The sequence below is a fragment of the Pseudoxanthomonas spadix genome, assembly GCF_003703395.1.
GTDB classification, from domain to species: Bacteria; Pseudomonadota; Gammaproteobacteria; order Xanthomonadales; family Xanthomonadaceae; genus Pseudoxanthomonas_A; species Pseudoxanthomonas_A spadix.
On the sequence record NZ_RDQN01000001.1, the window covers coordinates 243,794 to 260,133 of the forward strand.

Genomic DNA, 16,340 nt, shown 5'->3' on the forward strand with positions numbered 1-16,340 from the left:
CCTGCTGCTGGTTGCCACGCTCATCGCGGTGGCCGCCAGCGGCTGCTCGCGGCTGACCTTCGTCCGTCCCAAGGGCGGCATCAGGGAGTTCGATGCGCCCAAGAGCGAATACAGGGTCAGCGACAGCAAGGCCACCCGGCAACGCCTGGAAGAACAGGACAGCCTGGGGCTGGCCGAACAGCGCCTGCGGGTCGGCGACCTGAAGACCGCCGAGCAGGAAGCGTCGAAGGTGCTCGGGCGCAATCCCGGTTCGGTCGGCGCACTGACCCTGCTGGCAATCGTGGCCGATCGCCGCGGCCAGTCCAAGGCGGCTGGCGAGTATTACCGCAAGGCTGCCGAACTGGCGCCCAACGATGGCGGCATGCTCAACAACTATGGCGCCTGGCTTTGCGGCAACGGCTTCCCGGCCGAGGCGCTGGTGTGGTTCGACCGCGCCATCGCCGCGCCCAACTACAACCCGGCCGGCGCCCTGGCCAATGCCGGCGGCTGCGCACTGCAGACCGGCCAGTACGAGCGGGTGGAAACCGACCTGCGCAAGGCGCTGGCGCTGGACCCGACCAACGCGTACGCCCTGGTGTCGATGGCCCGCAACAAATACAGGTTGGGCCAGTTCATGGATGCGCGTGCCTTCATCGAACGCAGGATGACAGCTGCACCTGTCGACCCGGGCGTGTTACAACTTGCAGCCGACATTGAAACCAAGCTCGGCGACAGGGCAGCCGCCGAGAAATATCGGCAGCGGCTGCGGGCGGAGTTCCCCGATGCCGCTGCGGCAAGCTCCGGGGAAAGTGCACGGCCATGACCGATCCGAACAGGACCCATTCGGCGCCCGAGAACGGGCAGCAGAAGGAGACTGGCGCAAGCCTGCGCCGCGCCCGTGAGCAGCAGGGCATGACGCTTGAGCAGGCCGCTGCGGCGCTGAAGCTGCCTGCGCGGATCGTCGAGGCGATCGAAGCCGGGCGCTGGCAGCAGCTGGGTGCGGCGGTGTTCGTGCGCGGCCACCTGCGCAGCTACGCCCGGCTGGTCGGGGTGAACCTGGACGATGACCTGGAGCACTCCACCCTGCAGGCCATCAGGCCGGTGGAACTGGTCAGCCACACCCACACCCCGCGCTACCAGCGCATGTTCGAGAGCGCTTCGCGGCGCGCGGTGTACGTGGTGATCACCCTGTGCTTCTTCGCCGTGCCGGTGTGGCTGCTGCTGTCCGACGGCGCCGGCCAGCAGGTGCTCAGGACCGCCTCGCTGGACGTGCTGCCCAAGCCGCCGACCGAGGCGCAGGCCAGGCCAGGTGCTGCCGTGCCCGCGCCCTCGTCCGCGCCGGTGGTGGTGCCGGCCGTGGTGGCCGACGCCCCGATTACCGCGTCGATGGCGCCGCGCCTGAATCGAGAGCCGCCAGCGGCGGCCAATGCCACGCCTGCGCTGAAGCTGCAATTCAGCGGCGACAGTTGGGTCGAGATCGACGGCCCGAACGGCCAGATCATCGAGCGCGGGCTGCTCAGGGCAGGTCAGCAGCGCCACTTCCAGCCCGGTCAAGTCGCACGGGTCAAGCTCGGCAATGCGAGCGCGGTTCAGGTTCAGCAAGGCGGGAGTACGGTGGATCTGGCGCCGTACCAGCGGGCCAACGTGGCGCGCTTTGCGGTATCCTCTGATGGATCACTGGCGCCGGTTCAGGACTGACCCGCGAAGGGTCCAGACAGTCGCAATCAGATGACCCCGCATCGGCGCGGGGCGAGAGTACGCATGGCAATCGATGACCTGCTGGACGAGCACGAACAGAGTGAGCGCGTCCGCACCTGGCTCAAGAACAACGGCGCCGGCCTGCTCGGCGGTATCGCACTCGGACTGGCGCTGATCTTCGGTTGGAAGTGGTGGGGCCAGCACCGGGAGCAGCAGGCCCAGGCCGGCCATGGGGATTACGCCGCGGCGGTCAAGGCCATCGCCGGCACCGACCTGAAGGCTGCCCAGGACAAGGTCGTCGCACTGCGCAAGCAGGGCGATTCGGTCTATGCCCAGCTGGCCGTGCTGCAGCTGGCCCAGGCGCAGGTGAAGGCCGGGCAGGCCGATGCCGCCCTGGCCACGCTCAAGTCCATGCCGGCCGAGGCGGCGATGAAGCCTTACGCCGACCTGCATGCCGCGCGCCTGCTCAACGACGCCGGCAAGCCCGAGGATGCGATCAAGTTGCTGTCCGCCTACGACAGCGCCTTGGCCCTTGAAGTGCGCGGCGATGCGATGGTCCTGGCCGGCAAGCGCGAACAGGCGCGTGATTCCTATCTCAAGGCGCTGACCAGCCTGGACGTTGCCTCGCCGCAGCGCCGCCTGGTGGAAGTCAAACTCACCAACGCCGGCGGAACCCCGCCCGGGCCCGCGGAGTCGATCTGATGAATGTGGTTGTCAACATGAAGCGCGCCGCCGTGGTGGTCGCGCTGGTCGCAGTGTTGTCCGGTTGCAGCACGATCAAGGGCTGGTTCGGCGATGACCAGAAGGCCGCCGAAAAGGCCGCCACCGAGCCGCTGCCGCTGGACAAGCTGGAGAACGCGATCAAGGTCGACAAGCTGTGGTCGGCCAGCGCCGGCAAGGGCGAGCAGTTGCTCGGCACGCGCCAGGGGCCGGCCGTGCTCGAGGGCCGTGTCTATGCAGCGGCCATCGAAGGTGGCGTGCGCGCCCTGGACCTACAGACCGGCAAGGAGCTATGGCAGCACAAGATGAAGGAAGAGCGGGTCTCGGCCGTCGGCGCAGGCCAGGGTCTGGTGGTGGTCGGCACGCTGTCGGGCAAGGTGATCGCGCTGGATCCGGCCACCGGCGATGAGAAGTGGTCGGCCCAGGCCAACAACGAGATCATCGCCCCGCCGGTGATCGGCCAGGGCAACGTGGTCGTGCACGCCAACGATGGCCAGGTGCTGTGTTATCAGCTCACCGACGGCACCCGCCGCTGGTTCTGGAACCGGGACCAGCCGGCGCTGATCGTGCGCGGCAATGGTCCGGTCACCCTGGGCCCTGGCCTGGTCTTCGTCGGCGACGACGACGGCACCCTGAGCGCACTGGCGCTCAACGATGGCCACCCGATCTGGGACCAGACCGTCGGCCGGCCCGAGGGCCGCACCGAGCTGGAGCGCATGGCCGATGTGGATGGCGCGCCGGCCCTGGATGGCACCACCATCTACGCCACCAGCTACAAGAACTCGACCATCGCCATCGACGGCCCCAGCGGTCGCCCGCTGTGGAACCGCGACAACGGCGGTCCGGGCGGCCTGGGCATGGGGCCGACCAGCCTGGTCCTGTCCGACAACGGCGGCGCGGTGTGGTCGCTGGACAAGAACAGTGGCGGTTCGCTGTGGTCCAACCGGAAGCTGCTGCGCCGCTCGCTGACCGCGCCGGTGGTGCACGGCGACTACGCGGTGGTCGCCGATTACGAGGGCTATGTGCACTGGCTGCGCCTGGACGATGGCCAGATCGTGGCCCGCGAGCGCGCCGGTGGCGACCCGGTCCGGGCCCAGCCGGTGGTCGCCGACGGCGTGCTGCTGGTGCAGAACACCGATGGCAAGCTGACCGCATTCCGCATCAACTGAACCAGGCCTGCGAGCCTGTCGGGGGGAGCCGGAACATGCGTCCGGCTCCCCGTTTTCGTATCCTGTGTCGCTTCGTCGCGCCTGTCATGGCCTCAGCTCCGGTTCCCGGATGGCTCTGGAGCTGAGGTGCCCTGCGTTTTTGTCTTTCCGGCCCTGCTCACATGCTGCCTCTCGTCGCCCTGGTGGGCCGTCCCAACGTGGGCAAGTCCACGCTGTTCAATGCGCTCACGCGCACCCGCGATGCGCTGGTGCACGACCAGCCCGGGGTGACCCGCGATCGCAACTACGGCATCTGCCGGCTCGATCCGGAGCATCCATTCGTGCTGGTCGATACCGGCGGCATCGCCGGTGACGAGCAGGGCCTGTCCGGGGCCACCGCGCGCCAGGCCCGCAGCGCGGCGGCCGAGGCCGACCTGGTGCTGTTCATCGTCGATGCGCGCGAAGGCGCCTCGGCGCTGGACGATGAGATCCTGGCCTGGTTGCGCAAGACCGCCCGGCCGACCCTGCTGGTGCTGAACAAGATCGACGGGGTGGACGAGGACAACGCGCGTTCGGACTTCGCCCGCTACGGCTTCACCGACGTGCTGACCCTGTCGGCCTCGCATCGCCAGGGCCTGGACGAGCTGCTGGAAGTGATCCACGAGCGCCTGCCGGAAGAAGGCGCCGGCGCGACCCTGGACGAGGATCCGGCGCGCATGCGCATCGCCTTCGTCGGCCGGCCCAACGTGGGCAAGTCGACCCTGGTCAACCGCCTGCTGGGCGCTGAACGCATGATCGCCTCGGAAGTGCCGGGCACCACCCGCGATTCGATCGCCGTGGACCTGGAACGCGACGGCAAGCTGTACCGGCTGGTGGACACCGCTGGCATCCGCCGCAAGGGCAAGGTGGAGGAGGCAGTGGAGAAGTTCTCCATCGTCAAGACCCTGCAGGCCATCGAGCAGTGCCAGGTCGCGGTGCTGCTGCTGGATGCCACCGAAGGGGTGACCGACCAGGACGCCAGCGTGCTTGGTGCGATCCTGGATGCCGGGCGGGCGCTGGTGGTGGCGGTCAACAAGTGGGATGGGCTGACCGAATACCAGCGCCAGCAGGCCGAGTCGCTGCTGGCGCGCAAGCTCAACTTCGTCGAATGGGCCGAGGCGGTGCGCATCTCGGCCAAGCATGGTTCGGGCCTGCGCGAACTGTTCCAGGCCGTGCACCGGGCCCATGCCTCGGCGACCAAGGTGTTCAGTACCAGCGAGGTCAATACCGCGCTGGAGATCGCCTATGAAGCCAATCCGCCGCCCAGCATCCGCGGCCATGTCTCCAAGCTGCGCTACGTGCATCCGGGCGGCGAGAATCCGCCGACCTTCATCGTCCACGGCACCCGCCTGAAAGTGCTGCCCGAGTCGTACAAGCGCTATCTGGAAAACTTCTTCCGCAAGCGCTTCAAGCTGGTCGGCACGCCGGTGCGGTTCCTGTTCCGCGAAGGCAGCAACCCGTACGAAGGCAAGAAGAACGTGCTGACCGAGCGCCAGATCGCCAAGAAGAAGCGCCTGATCCGTCACGTCAAGGGACGCAAGTAGCGCGGTGGCCGATGTCCCGACCCGGATCGATTACGCCCGCGCGCTGGAAATCGTCCAGCGCGTGGCCGGCGCGCGCCGGCCGGGCAGCGAACGGGTCGCGATCCAGCGGGTCGACGGGCGGGTGCTGGCGCAGGCGGTCACCGCGCAGTTCCCGCTGCCGCGGTTCGACAACAGCCGCATGGATGGGTTTGCCGTGCGCAGCGCCGACCTGGCGGCCGATGTGCCGACCACGCTGACCCTGGCCGGCGAGCAGTTCGCCGGGCCGGATGCCGGCCTGGTCCTGCAGGCCGGCCAGTGCGCGCGCATCACCACCGGCGCGCCGCTGCCGGGCGGGGCCGATGCGGTGGTGATGAAGGAACTGGTGCAGCTGCACGGCGACCAGGTCACCGTGCCGCCCGGAATCTTGGCCGGTAATGACATCCGCCGCGCCGGCGAGGACGTGCAGGCCGGCCAGCAGGTGCTGCACGCCGGCCAGGTGCTGACCCCGGCGCGGGTGTCGCTGGCCGCCGCGCTGGGCCATGCGGAGCTGGCGATCCAGCCGCGCCCGACCGTGGCGGTATTCTCCACCGGCGACGAGCTGGCCGAGCCGGGCACCGCGCTCAAGCCGGGCCAGATCTACGACAGCAACCGCGCGCTGCTGATGGGCCTGCTGCGCCAGCTCGGCCTGGAGCCGGTGGCCTGGCCGCGCCTGCCGGACGATCCGCAGCGGGTGGAAACGGCGCTGCGCGATGCCGCCGGCGCGTTCGACGTGGTGATCACCGCCGGCGGCGTATCTGCCGGCGAGAAGGACCTGCTGCCGGGCCTGCTGCAGGCGCATGGCCAGGTGCATTTCTGGAAGGTGAAGATCAAGCCTGGCATGCCGGTGCTGTTCGGCACGCTGGAACAGGCACTGCTGCTGGGCCTGCCGGGCAATCCGGTCTCGGTGCTGGCCACCTTCCTGGCGCTGGGCCGGCCGCTGCTGGACGCGCTGCAGGGCCGGGCCGAGCCACGTCCGCGCTTGACCGCGCGCCTGGCCTGTGCCTGGAACAAATCGCACGAGCGGCTGGAGTTCCTGCGCGGCCGCCTGCGCTGCAGCGAGGACGGCGTGCTGCTGGTCGAACCCAACCCGGCCCAAGCCTCGCACCAGCTGCGCGGCGCGGCCGACAGCGATGCCCTGATCGTGCTGGAAGCCGGCGCGCGCGCTTACCCGGCCGGCGCGCCGGTGCCGGTGTTGCCGTACTGATACCGCGGCGCGGGCGATAATCGGCGCATGCAGATCCACCGCCTCACCCCCGCCCAGGCCCGCGCCCGCCAGTCCGCCGGCGCCGTGCTGATCGACGTGCGCGAAGAACACGAGCGCGCCGGCGGCCAGGCCGAAGGCGCGCTGGGCATCGCCCGCGCCACGCTGGAAGCCGACCCGGCCGCGCACCTGCCCGATCGCGCCGGCGAAGTGGTGCTGATCTGCCAGATCGGTGGACGTTCGCTGGCCGCCGCCCAGGCGCTGGTGGCGGCCGGTTACCTACAGGTGGCCTCGGTCGAAGGTGGCACCACGCGCTGGGTCGAAGACGGCCTGCCGCTGGTCAAGCCGGTGCTGGACGCCGAGCGTGTCGATTTCCTCGAGCGCTATTCGCGCCACCTGCGCCTGCCCCAGGTCGGCGAGGCCGGCCAGCAACGCCTGCGCGCGGCGCGCGTGCTGGTGGTCGGCGCCGGCGGGCTGGGATCGCCGGCTGCGTTCTACCTGGCCGCGGCCGGCGTGGGCACGCTGCGCATCGTCGATGACGATCATGTCGAGCTGAGCAACCTGCAGCGCCAGATCCTGCACACCCAGGCGCGCATCGGCGAGCCCAAGGTGGCCTCGGCCGAGCGCGCCCTCGGTGCGCTCAACCCGCAGGTGCGCGTGGAGGCCATCGCCGAACGGGTCACCACCGGCAATGCCCGGCGCCTGCTCGAAGGCGTGGACGTGGTGATCGACGGCGCCGACAACTTCGCCACCCGCTATGTGCTCAACGATGCCTGCGTGGAGCTCGGCAAGCCGCTGGTCTATGGCGCGGTGCTGCAGTTCCAGGGCCAGGTCAGCGTGTTCGATGCCGGCCGCCGGCGCGGGCAGGCGCCGTGCTATCGCTGCCTGTTCCCGGCACCGCCGCCGCCGGAACTGGCGCCCAACTGCGCCGACGCCGGCGTGCTGGGCGTGCTGCCCGGCGTGATCGGGCTGCTGCAGGCCACCGAGGCGATCAAGCTGCTGCTGGACATCGGCCAGTCGCTGGCCGGGCGGCTGCTCAACTTCGATGCGCTGGCGATGCGCTTCCACCAGATGCGGCTCGACCCCGATCCGTCGTGCCCGGTGTGTGCGCCGGCCAGCGGCTGACGAGACCCGCGACGGCCGCGGATGCGGTGGCGCCATGCGCGCTCGGGCGCAGGCCGGCAAACCAGCGACGGCCCTTGCGCACCGGTCTTGCAAGCCTGTGCCAGATGATGAAAATGCAGCGCCCGCCATGCCCGCCATGCCCGCTGTGCCCGCTCCAGCTGGCCCCGGCCTGTGCAGGCCCATGGCCTGGCTGGACTTTCCGCCATGAGCGCACTGCCCCCGTCCAATGAACTGATCAAGCTCGTCGTCCTGCTGGCGGCGGCCGTGGTGGCCGTGCCGGTGTTTCGCCGGCTTGGATTCAGTTCGGTGCTGGGTTATCTGGCTGGCGGCCTGGCGATCGGCCCGTTCGGGCTGAAGTGGTTCCACGATCCGCAGGCCATCCTGCACGTGGCCGAGCTGGGCGTGGTGCTGTTCCTGTTCGTGGTCGGGCTGGAGATGCGGCCCCTGCATCTGTGGAGCCTGCGCCGGCAGATCTTCGGCCTGGGGACGCTGCAGATCACGGTGTGCACGCTGGCGCTGACCGGGGTCGGCCTGGCCTTTGGCCTGCACGGCCCGGCGGCGTTCATCGCCGCGGCCGGGTTCGTGCTGACTTCCACGGCCACGGTGATGCAGCTGCTGGGCGAACGCGGCGACATCACGCTGCCGCACGGGCAGAAGATCGTCTCGGTGCTGCTGCTGGAGGACCTGCTGATCGTGCCGCTGCTGGCGCTGGTGGCCTTGCTCTCGCCACGGCCGCCGGCCGAAGGCGGGCTCTGGGATTGGCGCGCGATCGGCCTGGGCATCGCCTGCCTGGCCGCCCTGATCGCGGCCGGGATGTGGCTGCTCAATCCGCTGTTCCGGGTGTTGGCCAAGGCCAAGGCGCGCGAGGTCATGACCTCGGCTGCGTTGCTGGTGGTGCTGGGCGCGGCGCTGTTGATGCAGCTGGGCGGGCTGCCGATGGCAATGGGTGCCTTTGTGGCCGGCGTGCTGCTGTCCGAGTCCACCTTTCGCCACCAGATCCAGGCGGACATCGAGCCTTTCCGTGGCGTGCTGCTGGGTCTGTTCTTCCTGGCCGTGGGCATGGCGCTGGACCTGGCCGCGGTGGCGCAGAACTGGCTGCTGGTCTCGGCGCTGGTGGTTGCGATGATGATCACCAAGGCGTTGTGCATCTATCTCATCGCGCGGCTGACCCGCAGCTCCCATGGCGAGGCGCTCGACCGCGCGGTGCTGATGGCCCAGGGCGGCGAATTTGCCTTCATGCTGTACGCGGCCGCCGCGGCCGCCGGGCTGATCGATGCCGGGGTCGGCGCCACCATGACCGCGGTGGTGGTGCTGTCGATGGCGCTGACTCCACTGGTGGTGGTCGGCGCGCGCCGGTTCATGCCCGGGGTGGCCGCCTCGATGGACGTGGTGCAAGCGCTCCACGACCGCAGCGGCAGCGTGCTGATCATCGGCTTTGGCCGCTTCGGCCAGGTCATGAGCCAGTTGCTGCTGGCGCGCGACATCGCGGTGACCATCATCGACAACGACATCGACATGGTCCGCAGCGCCGAGGAATTCGGCTTCAGGATCTTCTTCGGCGATGGCACCCGCCTGGACGTGCTGCACGCCTCGGGCGCGGCCACCGCGCGGGCCATCGCGGTCTGCACCGATGACCGCGCGGTGACCAGCCGGATCGTGGCGCTGGTGCGCGAGGCATTTCCGCAGGCCAAGGTGCTGGCGCGTTCGTTCGACCGCGAGCACGCGCTGCAGCTGGTCAAGGCCGGGGTGGATTACCAGATCCGCGAAACCTTCGAGTCGGCGCTGCGCTTTGGCCAGGCGGCGCTGGTGGAGATGGGCGTGGACGCCGACGAGGCCGCGCGCACGGCCGAACAGGTCCGGCGCCTGGATGGCGAACGCTTCGACCTTGAACTGGCCGCCGGCGATATCCGCGCCGGATTTCCGTTGCTGATCGGCAACACCGCGCCCGGGACGCCGACCCCGTTGACCGCCCCGCGCCGTGAGAGCCAGGTCCTCAATCCCTCCAGTCCGGTGAACCTGGAAGACCCCTGAGCCCCGCGCAGCGCGCCATCGCGCCGGCCGGCTGGCCGGCGGCGATGATGACGGTGCGGCATGAGTTCATGCACTCGGATGCAGGCCGGCGGCGCTCATCCTAACCAGACCTTTACGCGTGGCCGGCGCCGCTGGGTTCCACTCGCCCTTCCCCTGGAGAGAGGAGAACGTTTCCATGCAGATCACCCTGATCGGCGCCGGTTTCTGCGGCAGCACCCTGGCCGTGGAGCTGTTGCGCCAGGGCGGCCCGGACACGCGCGTGACCCTGGTCGGCCAGCCGGAGACCTTCGGCCGCGGCGTGGCCTACGGCGCGGCGCGGCCCGAACACCTGCTCAACGTGCGCGCCAAGGACCTGGGCGCCGATGCGGCGGTGCCCAGCGGCTTTGCCGACACCCTGGCGCTGGGCGAGCGCGGCCGTCTGGACTTCCTGCCGCGCCTTGCCTACGGGGAATACCTGCAGTCGCGCCTGCAGCAGGCCGCCGAAGCGGCCAGCGGCCTTGCCCGGATCGAGGAGGAAGCCGTCGCGGTGGACCGGGTGCCCGGTGGGTTCCAGGTGCTGCTGGCCAATGGCGAGGATTTCTTCAGCGAGGTGGTGGTGCTGGCGGTGGGCGCGCTGCCGCCGCAGCGCCTGGCCGGGGTCGGTCCGCGCCTGGCGGTGGACCGGCGCTACATCGGCTGGCCGTGGCAGGACGGGGCGATCGACACGATCGCGCCGGAGGCGCGGCTGCTGATCGTCGGCGCCGGGCTGACCATGGCCGATGTCGCCGTGACCCTGCGCCAGCGCGGCCACCGCGGGCCGATCACCGCGCTTTCGCGCCACGGCCTGGTGCCGCAGGCGCACCTGGAGGTGCCCGGCGCGCCGCTGGAGCTGCCGCCGGGCGTGCACCAGGCGCTGCGCGATCACGACCTGCGCGGCCTGGTGCGCACCCTGCGCCAGCTGTCCACGGTGGTCGACGACTGGCGCCGGGTGGTCGATGCGCTGCGGCCACACCTGCAGCCGTTCTGGCGCGGCCTGGACCTGGCCACGCGCGCGCGCTTCCTGCGCCACCTGCGTTCGCACTGGGAAACCCTGCGCCATCGCCTCGCCCCGTCCGTGGCCGGGCAGCTGCAGGCCATGCAGGCGGCCGGTCAGCTGCGGGTGGTGGCCGGGCGCCTGCTGCGCGCGCGGGTGGGGGTGGGCGATGTGGAAGCGCTGATCCGCCCACGTGGCGCCGACAGTGCCTGGCTGGGCCATTTCGACGTGATGATCCGCGCCACCGGGCTGGATACCGACATCGAGCGCAGCAGCCACCCGCTGGTGGCCACGCTGCGCGATGCGGGCCTGATCGGCGCCGATCCGCTGGGCCTGGGTGTGGATGCCGATGCACACCTGCGGTTGCGCGATCGGTTCGGCAGCCCGGTCACCGGCCTGTACTGCCTGGGCCCCTTGCTGCGCGGCCAGCTGTGGGAAATCACCGCCGTGCCCGAGTTGCGCGCCGCCGCCCGCGACCTGGCCAGGCGCCTGTTGTCGCAGCAGGCCGGTGCTGGGCGGGGCGCCGCCGACGCCGACGGCGATCTGCGCGAAGCCGGCTGAGGCGGGTCGGCGCGGGGGGTTTTCGTGCCCCCGCGCCGGCTGGCACCGGCACTTCATCGGCAAGGCGGGCGCCGGCACCAGAGCCGCCCACCGCGAGCGCCCGGGCTCAACCGTGGCGCTGCTGCGCCGCCTGGAACGCCGCCAGCTGCTCGGGGCTGGCATCGGCCTGATATCTGGCCTTCCATTGCGCGAAGGGCATGCCGTAGATCGCCTCGCGGGCCTGGTCCTTGCTCATCGGCGTGCCGGCGGCCTGGGCCGCTTCGCGATACCAGTCCGCCAGGCAGTTGCGGCAGAACCCGGCCAGGGTCATCAGGTCGATGTTCTGCACGTCGTGCCGGTCCTGGTTGAGGTGCTGGAGCAGGCGGCGGAAGGCGGCCGCTTCGAACTGCGTGGTGTCGGTCATGGTGGCAATCAGGGACAATGCGGAGCCACGCACTTTACAACGCGACTCGATGACCGCTTCCGCCCCCGCCCGCATCCTCGACGGCCGCCGCATCGCGGAGGACCTGCTGGACCAGCTCAAGCAGCGGGTCGATGCGCGGGTGGCCGCCGGCAAGGCCGCGCCGGGCCTGGCGGTGGTGCTGGTGGGCGGCGACCCGGCCAGCACCGTCTACGTGCGCAACAAGCGCCGGGCGGCGGAGAAGGTCGGCATCGTCGCCTACGACCATGACCTGCCGGCCGGCACGAGCGAGGCCCAGCTGCTGGCGCTGATCGACCAGCTCAATGCCGACCCCAAGGTCCACGGCATCCTGGTCCAGCTGCCGCTGCCGGGCATCGCCGATGCGCGCCGCCTGATCCACCGCATCGACCCGCGCAAGGACGTGGACGGCTTCCATCCGGAAAACGTCGGCCACCTGGCCCTGCGCGAGTTCGGCCTGCGTCCGTGCACCCCGCGCGGCATCGTCACGCTGCTGGGCCACACCGACCAGCCGGTGCGCGGCCGCAACGCCACCGTGGTCGGCGTGTCCAACCACGTCGGCCGGCCGATGGCGCTGGAACTGCTGATCGCCGGCTGCACGGTGACCAGCTGCCACAAGTTCACCCCGCCGGCCGTGCTGGAAGCGCGGGTGCGCGATGCCGACATCCTGGTGGTGGCCGTAGGCCGTCCCGGCCTGATCCCCGGCGAATGGGTCAAGCCGGGCGCGGTGGTGATCGATGTGGGCATCAACCGGCTGCAAGACGGCCGCCTGACCGGTGACATCGGCTATGAAGCCGCCGCCCGGCGCGCCAGCTGGATCACCCCGGTGCCCGGTGGCGTGGGGCCCATGACCGTGGCCACCCTGATGCAGAACACCCTGGAAGCGGCCGAGGCCAGCGACGCTGGCTGAACGGGCAGGCCGGCGGGCGGTTTCCCGCCTCGCGCCAGCGTGGCAGCCCGCCCGAGCGGCGGGGGAAAAGGCTGCCGCGCTGCGCTAGAATGTCGCGCTTCCCCAGAACCTGGTTAGGTGGCCGATGCTGCGCATCCTGGCTGAAGCACTGACGTACGACGACGTTTCCCTGGTCCCGGCCCATTCCACCGTGCTGCCCAATGCGGTGAACCTGGAGACCCGGCTGACCCGCGAGCTGCGGCTGAAACTGCCGATCCTCTCGGCCGCGATGGACACCGTCACCGAGCACCGCCTGGCGGTGACCATGGCCCAGCTGGGCGGCATCGGCATCATCCACAAGAACCTGAGCATCGACGACCAGGCCACCGAGGTGGCCCGGGTCAAGAAGTTCGAATCCGGCGTCATCACCGAACCGTTCACCGTCGGCCCCACGACCACCATCGGCGAGGTCCTCAAGCTGACCCGCGCGCGCAACATCTCCGGCGTGCCGGTGGTCGACGGCGGCCAGCTGGTCGGCATCGTCACCAGCCGCGACATGCGCTTCGAGAAGAAGCTCGACGATCCGGTCAGCCACATCATGACCAAGAAGGATCGCCTGATCACCGTGCGCGAAGGGGCCAGCGACGAGGAAGTACTGGAGCTGCTGCACAAGCACCGCATCGAGAAGGTGCTGGTGGTCAACGACGGCTTCCACCTGCGTGGCCTGATCACGGTCAAGGACATCCAGAAGAAATCCGACAGCCCCAACGCCGCCAAGGACGCTTCCAGCCGCCTGCTGGTCGGGGCCGCGGTGGGCGTGGGTGGCGACACCGAGCAGCGCGTGGAGGCGCTGGCCGCCGCCGGCGTGGATGTGGTGATCGTCGATACCGCGCACGGCCATTCGCAGGGCGTCATCGACCGCGTGGCCTGGGTCAAGAAGACCTATCCGCAGGTCCAGGTGATCGGCGGCAACATCGTCACCGGCGATGCGGCGCTGGCGCTGATGGATGCCGGTGCCGATGCGGTCAAGGTCGGGGTCGGCCCGGGCTCGATCTGCACCACCCGGGTGGTGGCAGGGGTGGGCGTGCCGCAGGTCACCGCGGTCAACATGGTGGCCGAGGCGCTGCAGGACCGCATCCCGCTGATCGCCGATGGCGGCATCCGTTACTCCGGCGACATAGGCAAGGCGCTGGTGGCCGGTGCCTCCACGGTGATGATCGGCGGCCTGTTCGCCGGCACCGAGGAAGCGCCGGGCGAGATCGAACTGTTCCAGGGCCGCAGCTACAAGAGCTACCGCGGCATGGGCTCGCTGGGGGCGATGGAGAAGGGCTCCAAGGACCGCTATTTCCAGGACGCCTCCGATGCCGACAAGCTGGTGCCCGAGGGCATCGAAGGCCGGGTGCCCTATCGCGGGCCGCTGAGCTCGATCATCCATCAGCTCACCGGCGGCCTGCGCGCCACCATGGGCTATGTGGGCTGCGCCACCATCGAAGACATGCGCACCAAGCCCACGTTCGTGAAGATCACCGGCGCCGGCCAGCGCGAGAGCCACGTCCACGACGTGCAGATCACCAAGGAACCGCCGAACTACCGGATGGGGTAAGAGCCGGGACTCGGGACTCGGGACTCGAGACTCGGCAAAGCAGTTCATCGGCGGCGGAGGATGCGCATCCTTGGTCGCCGTTTCTACATCGCCAGCGGACATGGGAGCCCGAGTCCCGCGTCCCGAGTCCCGAGTCCCGATGTCAAACACCCGCAGCGACGACCTACATTCCGACAAGATCCTGATCCTCGACTTCGGCGCCCAATACACCCAGCTGATTGCCCGGCGCATCCGCGAGATCGGGGTGTACTGCGAAATCTGGGCCTGGGACCATGATCCGAGCCAGATCGCCGACTTCGGCGCCAAGGGCATCATCCTGTCCGGCGGCCCCGAATCGACCACCTTGCCCGATGCGCCGAGGGCGCCGCAGGAAGTGTTCGACAGCGGCCTGCCGGTGCTGGGCATCTGCTACGGCATGCAGACCATGGCCGTGCAGCTGGGCGGGGCCACCGAAGCGGCCGACCAGCGCGAGTTCGGCCATGCCGAAGTGGACGTGGTCAATGCCGATGCGCTGTTCGCCGGCCTGTCCGACCATGCCGGCGCGCCCAGGCTGAATGTGTGGATGAGCCATGGCGACCATGTCTCCAGGGTGCCGCCGGGCTTCACCATCACCGCCACCACCGACCGCATCCCGGTCGCGGCGATGGCCAACCAGGCCAGGCGCTGGTACGGCGTGCAGTTCCACCCGGAAGTCACCCACACCCTGCAGGGCCAGACCCTGCTGCGCCGCTTCGTGGTGGACATCTGCGGCTGCGCCACGCTGTGGACCGCGGCCAACATCATCGACGACCAGATCGCCCGGGTGCGCGCGCAGGTCGGCGATGACGAGGTGATTCTGGGCCTGTCCGGCGGGGTGGATTCGTCGGTGGTGGCCGCGCTGCTGCACAAGGCCATCGGCGACAGGCTGACCTGCGTATTCGTCGACACCGGCCTGCTGCGCTGGCAGGAGGGCGACCAGGTGATGGCCATGTTCGCCGAGCACATGGGCGTCAAGGTGATCCGGGTCGATGCGGCCGATCGCTACTTCAACGCGCTCAAGGGTGTCAGCGACCCCGAAGCCAAGCGCAAGATCATCGGCAACCTGTTCGTGGAGATCTTCGACGAGCAATCCAGCAAGCTGGCCAACGCCAAGTGGCTGGCCCAGGGCACCATCTATCCGGACGTGATCGAGTCGGCCGGCAGCAGGACCGGCAAGGCCCACGTGATCAAGAGCCACCACAACGTCGGCGGCCTGCCCGAGCGCATGAAGCTGGGCCTGGTCGAACCGCTGCGCGAGCTGTTCAAGGACGAGGTGCGCCGCCTGGGCGTGGAACTGGGCCTGCCGCGCACCATGGTCTACCGCCATCCGTTCCCCGGACCGGGCCTGGGCGTGCGCATCCTGGGCGAAGTCAAGCGCGAGTACGCCGAGCTGCTGGCCAAGGCCGACGCGATCTTCATCGACGAACTGCGCAAGGCCGATCTCTACGATAGGACCAGCCAGGCCTTCGCCGTGTTCCTGCCGGTCAAGTCGGTCGGCGTGGTCGGCGACGCACGCGCCTACGAATGGGTGATCGCCCTGCGTGCGGTGGAGACCATCGACTTCATGACCGCGCACTGGGCGCAGCTGCCCTACGAGTTCCTCGGCACGGTGTCCAACCGCATCATCAACGAACTGCGCGGCGTCTCGCGCGTGGTCTACGACATCTCCGGCAAGCCCCCGGCGACGATCGAGTGGGAGTGAAATCGAGTCCTTCGGGGACTATCGTAAGTTATCGAAGAAATCCGGCCGAGATCCGGCTGGCGCTGCGCATGGTCCTGCTGCCCCTGGTGCGCAAGAGCGAACTGATCGAGGCCACCTGGAGCGAGATCGACTTCGAGAACGCGACCTGGACGTCCCGAAGCAGCGCATGAAGGGGCGCAACCCTCACGTGGCCTATTTGTCACGTAAGGCCCTGGACATCCTGGTGGCGTTGCACACCTGCGCGGCTGGCTCGATGTTCGTACTGCCCTCGCACTACGGGCCGACCCGTTGCATGTCGCATGCGACCCTGAACCGGGTCGCCCAACTCATCGTGGAGCGGGCCAAGGCGGCCGGACTGCCGCTGGAGCCCTTTACCGTACATGACCTGCGCCGTACCGGCTCGACGCTGCTCAACGAGGGGCTTCAACGGCGACTGGATCGAAAAGTGCCTCGCGCACGAAGAGGGGCGCTCCTCGCGCTCGGTCTACAACAAGGCCGAGTATGCAGAGCAACGGCGCCACATGCTGCAGGAGTGGGCGGACATGGTCGATGCCTGGATCGACGGGCGAACCCTTATGCCGAAGCTGCTGCCGGAGAACGTATCGGTCCCGGTGCTCAGCGCGGCTTTGTGAAG

General features: G+C 69.5%; 13 protein-coding genes and 1 pseudogene. 13 read left to right on the plus strand and 1 reads right to left on the minus strand.

Annotation, left to right across the window (positions count from 1 at the left end):
- Positions 1-7 precede the first annotated feature (7 nt).
- The 9 genes from D9R12_RS01065 (at position 8) to D9R12_RS01105 (ending at position 11,076) form a co-directional block, all read left to right on the plus strand.
- Positions 8-802, plus strand: a complete 795-nt coding sequence (locus D9R12_RS01065; RefSeq protein WP_425479027.1) for a tetratricopeptide repeat protein — start codon at positions 8-10, stop codon at positions 800-802.
- Positions 799-1,677, plus strand: coding sequence for a helix-turn-helix domain-containing protein (locus D9R12_RS01070; RefSeq protein WP_122227082.1), 879 nt, complete (start codon positions 799-801; stop codon positions 1,675-1,677). Before D9R12_RS01065 ends, D9R12_RS01070 begins: the two co-directional genes overlap by 4 nt.
- Positions 1,678-1,740: 63 nt before the next feature.
- On the plus strand, positions 1,741-2,379 hold the full coding sequence (locus D9R12_RS01075; protein WP_122227084.1) for a YfgM family protein: 639 nt from the start codon (positions 1,741-1,743) through the stop codon (positions 2,377-2,379).
- Positions 2,379-3,566: an outer membrane protein assembly factor BamB gene (gene bamB / locus D9R12_RS01080; protein WP_122227086.1), complete on the plus strand. Its 1,188-nt coding sequence runs from the start codon at positions 2,379-2,381 to the stop codon at positions 3,564-3,566. Before D9R12_RS01075 ends, bamB begins: the two co-directional genes overlap by 1 nt.
- 161 nt (positions 3,567-3,727) lie before the next feature.
- Positions 3,728-5,128: a ribosome biogenesis GTPase Der gene (gene der / locus D9R12_RS01085; RefSeq protein ID WP_122227088.1), complete on the plus strand. Its 1,401-nt coding sequence runs from the start codon at positions 3,728-3,730 to the stop codon at positions 5,126-5,128.
- A gap of 4 nt (positions 5,129-5,132) precedes the next feature.
- On the plus strand, positions 5,133-6,350 hold the full coding sequence (locus tag D9R12_RS01090) for a molybdopterin molybdotransferase MoeA (RefSeq protein WP_122227090.1): 1,218 nt from the start codon (positions 5,133-5,135) through the stop codon (positions 6,348-6,350).
- A gap of 27 nt (positions 6,351-6,377) precedes the next feature.
- A complete protein-coding gene (gene moeB, locus D9R12_RS01095) occupies positions 6,378-7,472 on the plus strand; it encodes a molybdopterin-synthase adenylyltransferase MoeB (RefSeq protein WP_122227092.1) in 1,095 nt (364 codons plus the stop codon).
- A gap of 204 nt (positions 7,473-7,676) precedes the next feature.
- Positions 7,677-9,503 carry a monovalent cation:proton antiporter-2 (CPA2) family protein gene (locus tag D9R12_RS01100; protein WP_122227094.1) on the plus strand — a complete coding sequence of 609 codons (1,827 nt, stop codon included), beginning with the start codon at positions 7,677-7,679 and terminating at the stop codon, positions 9,501-9,503.
- A gap of 175 nt (positions 9,504-9,678) precedes the next feature.
- A complete protein-coding gene (locus tag D9R12_RS01105; protein ID WP_122227096.1) occupies positions 9,679-11,076 on the plus strand; it encodes an FAD/NAD(P)-binding protein in 1,398 nt (465 codons plus the stop codon).
- Positions 11,077-11,182: 106 nt separating this feature from the next.
- Here the strand turns inward: D9R12_RS01105 and D9R12_RS01110 are convergent, their stop codons facing one another.
- Positions 11,183-11,479: a DUF1244 domain-containing protein gene (locus tag D9R12_RS01110; protein ID WP_122227641.1), complete on the minus strand. Its 297-nt coding sequence runs from the start codon at positions 11,477-11,479 to the stop codon at positions 11,183-11,185.
- A gap of 49 nt (positions 11,480-11,528) precedes the next feature.
- On the opposite strand from D9R12_RS01110, the gene folD reads away from it, so the two are divergent.
- The 4 genes and pseudogenes from folD to D9R12_RS01130 all read left to right on the plus strand — a co-directional run.
- Positions 11,529-12,404, plus strand: coding sequence for a bifunctional methylenetetrahydrofolate dehydrogenase/methenyltetrahydrofolate cyclohydrolase FolD (folD, locus tag D9R12_RS01115; RefSeq protein ID WP_122227098.1), 876 nt, complete (start codon positions 11,529-11,531; stop codon positions 12,402-12,404).
- A gap of 124 nt (positions 12,405-12,528) precedes the next feature.
- On the plus strand, positions 12,529-13,986 hold the full coding sequence (gene guaB / locus D9R12_RS01120; protein WP_014160870.1) for an IMP dehydrogenase: 1,458 nt from the start codon (positions 12,529-12,531) through the stop codon (positions 13,984-13,986).
- A gap of 139 nt (positions 13,987-14,125) precedes the next feature.
- Positions 14,126-15,706, plus strand: coding sequence for a glutamine-hydrolyzing GMP synthase (gene guaA, locus D9R12_RS01125; RefSeq protein WP_122227100.1), 1,581 nt, complete (start codon positions 14,126-14,128; stop codon positions 15,704-15,706).
- A 50-nt stretch (positions 15,707-15,756) separates the two neighbouring features.
- Positions 15,757-16,338 (plus strand): annotated as a pseudogene (locus tag D9R12_RS01130) (tyrosine-type recombinase/integrase); the annotation flags it as partial.
- Positions 16,339-16,340: the final 2 nt, after the last annotated feature.

What these genes read in the sequence shown, in the direction of transcription:
- D9R12_RS01070 (WP_122227082.1), top strand. Translation starts at nt 799, where the DNA reads ATGACCGATCCGAACAGGACCCATTCGGCGCCCGAGAACGGGCAGCAG.
- D9R12_RS01075 (WP_122227084.1), top strand. Translation starts at nt 1,741, where the DNA reads ATGGCAATCGATGACCTGCTGGACGAGCACGAACAGAGTGAGCGCGTC.
- bamB (WP_122227086.1), top strand. Translation starts at nt 2,379, where the DNA reads ATGAATGTGGTTGTCAACATGAAGCGCGCCGCCGTGGTGGTCGCGCTG.
- der (WP_122227088.1), top strand. Translation starts at nt 3,728, where the DNA reads ATGCTGCCTCTCGTCGCCCTGGTGGGCCGTCCCAACGTGGGCAAGTCC.
- moeB (WP_122227092.1), top strand. Translation starts at nt 6,378, where the DNA reads ATGCAGATCCACCGCCTCACCCCCGCCCAGGCCCGCGCCCGCCAGTCC.
- D9R12_RS01100 (WP_122227094.1), top strand. Translation starts at nt 7,677, where the DNA reads ATGAGCGCACTGCCCCCGTCCAATGAACTGATCAAGCTCGTCGTCCTG.
- D9R12_RS01105 (WP_122227096.1), top strand. Translation starts at nt 9,679, where the DNA reads ATGCAGATCACCCTGATCGGCGCCGGTTTCTGCGGCAGCACCCTGGCC.
- D9R12_RS01110 (WP_122227641.1), bottom strand. Translation starts at nt 11,479, where the DNA reads ATGACCGACACCACGCAGTTCGAAGCGGCCGCCTTCCGCCGCCTGCTC.
- folD (WP_122227098.1), top strand. Translation starts at nt 11,529, where the DNA reads ATGACCGCTTCCGCCCCCGCCCGCATCCTCGACGGCCGCCGCATCGCG.
- guaB (WP_014160870.1), top strand. Translation starts at nt 12,529, where the DNA reads ATGCTGCGCATCCTGGCTGAAGCACTGACGTACGACGACGTTTCCCTG.
- guaA (WP_122227100.1), top strand. Translation starts at nt 14,126, where the DNA reads ATGTCAAACACCCGCAGCGACGACCTACATTCCGACAAGATCCTGATC.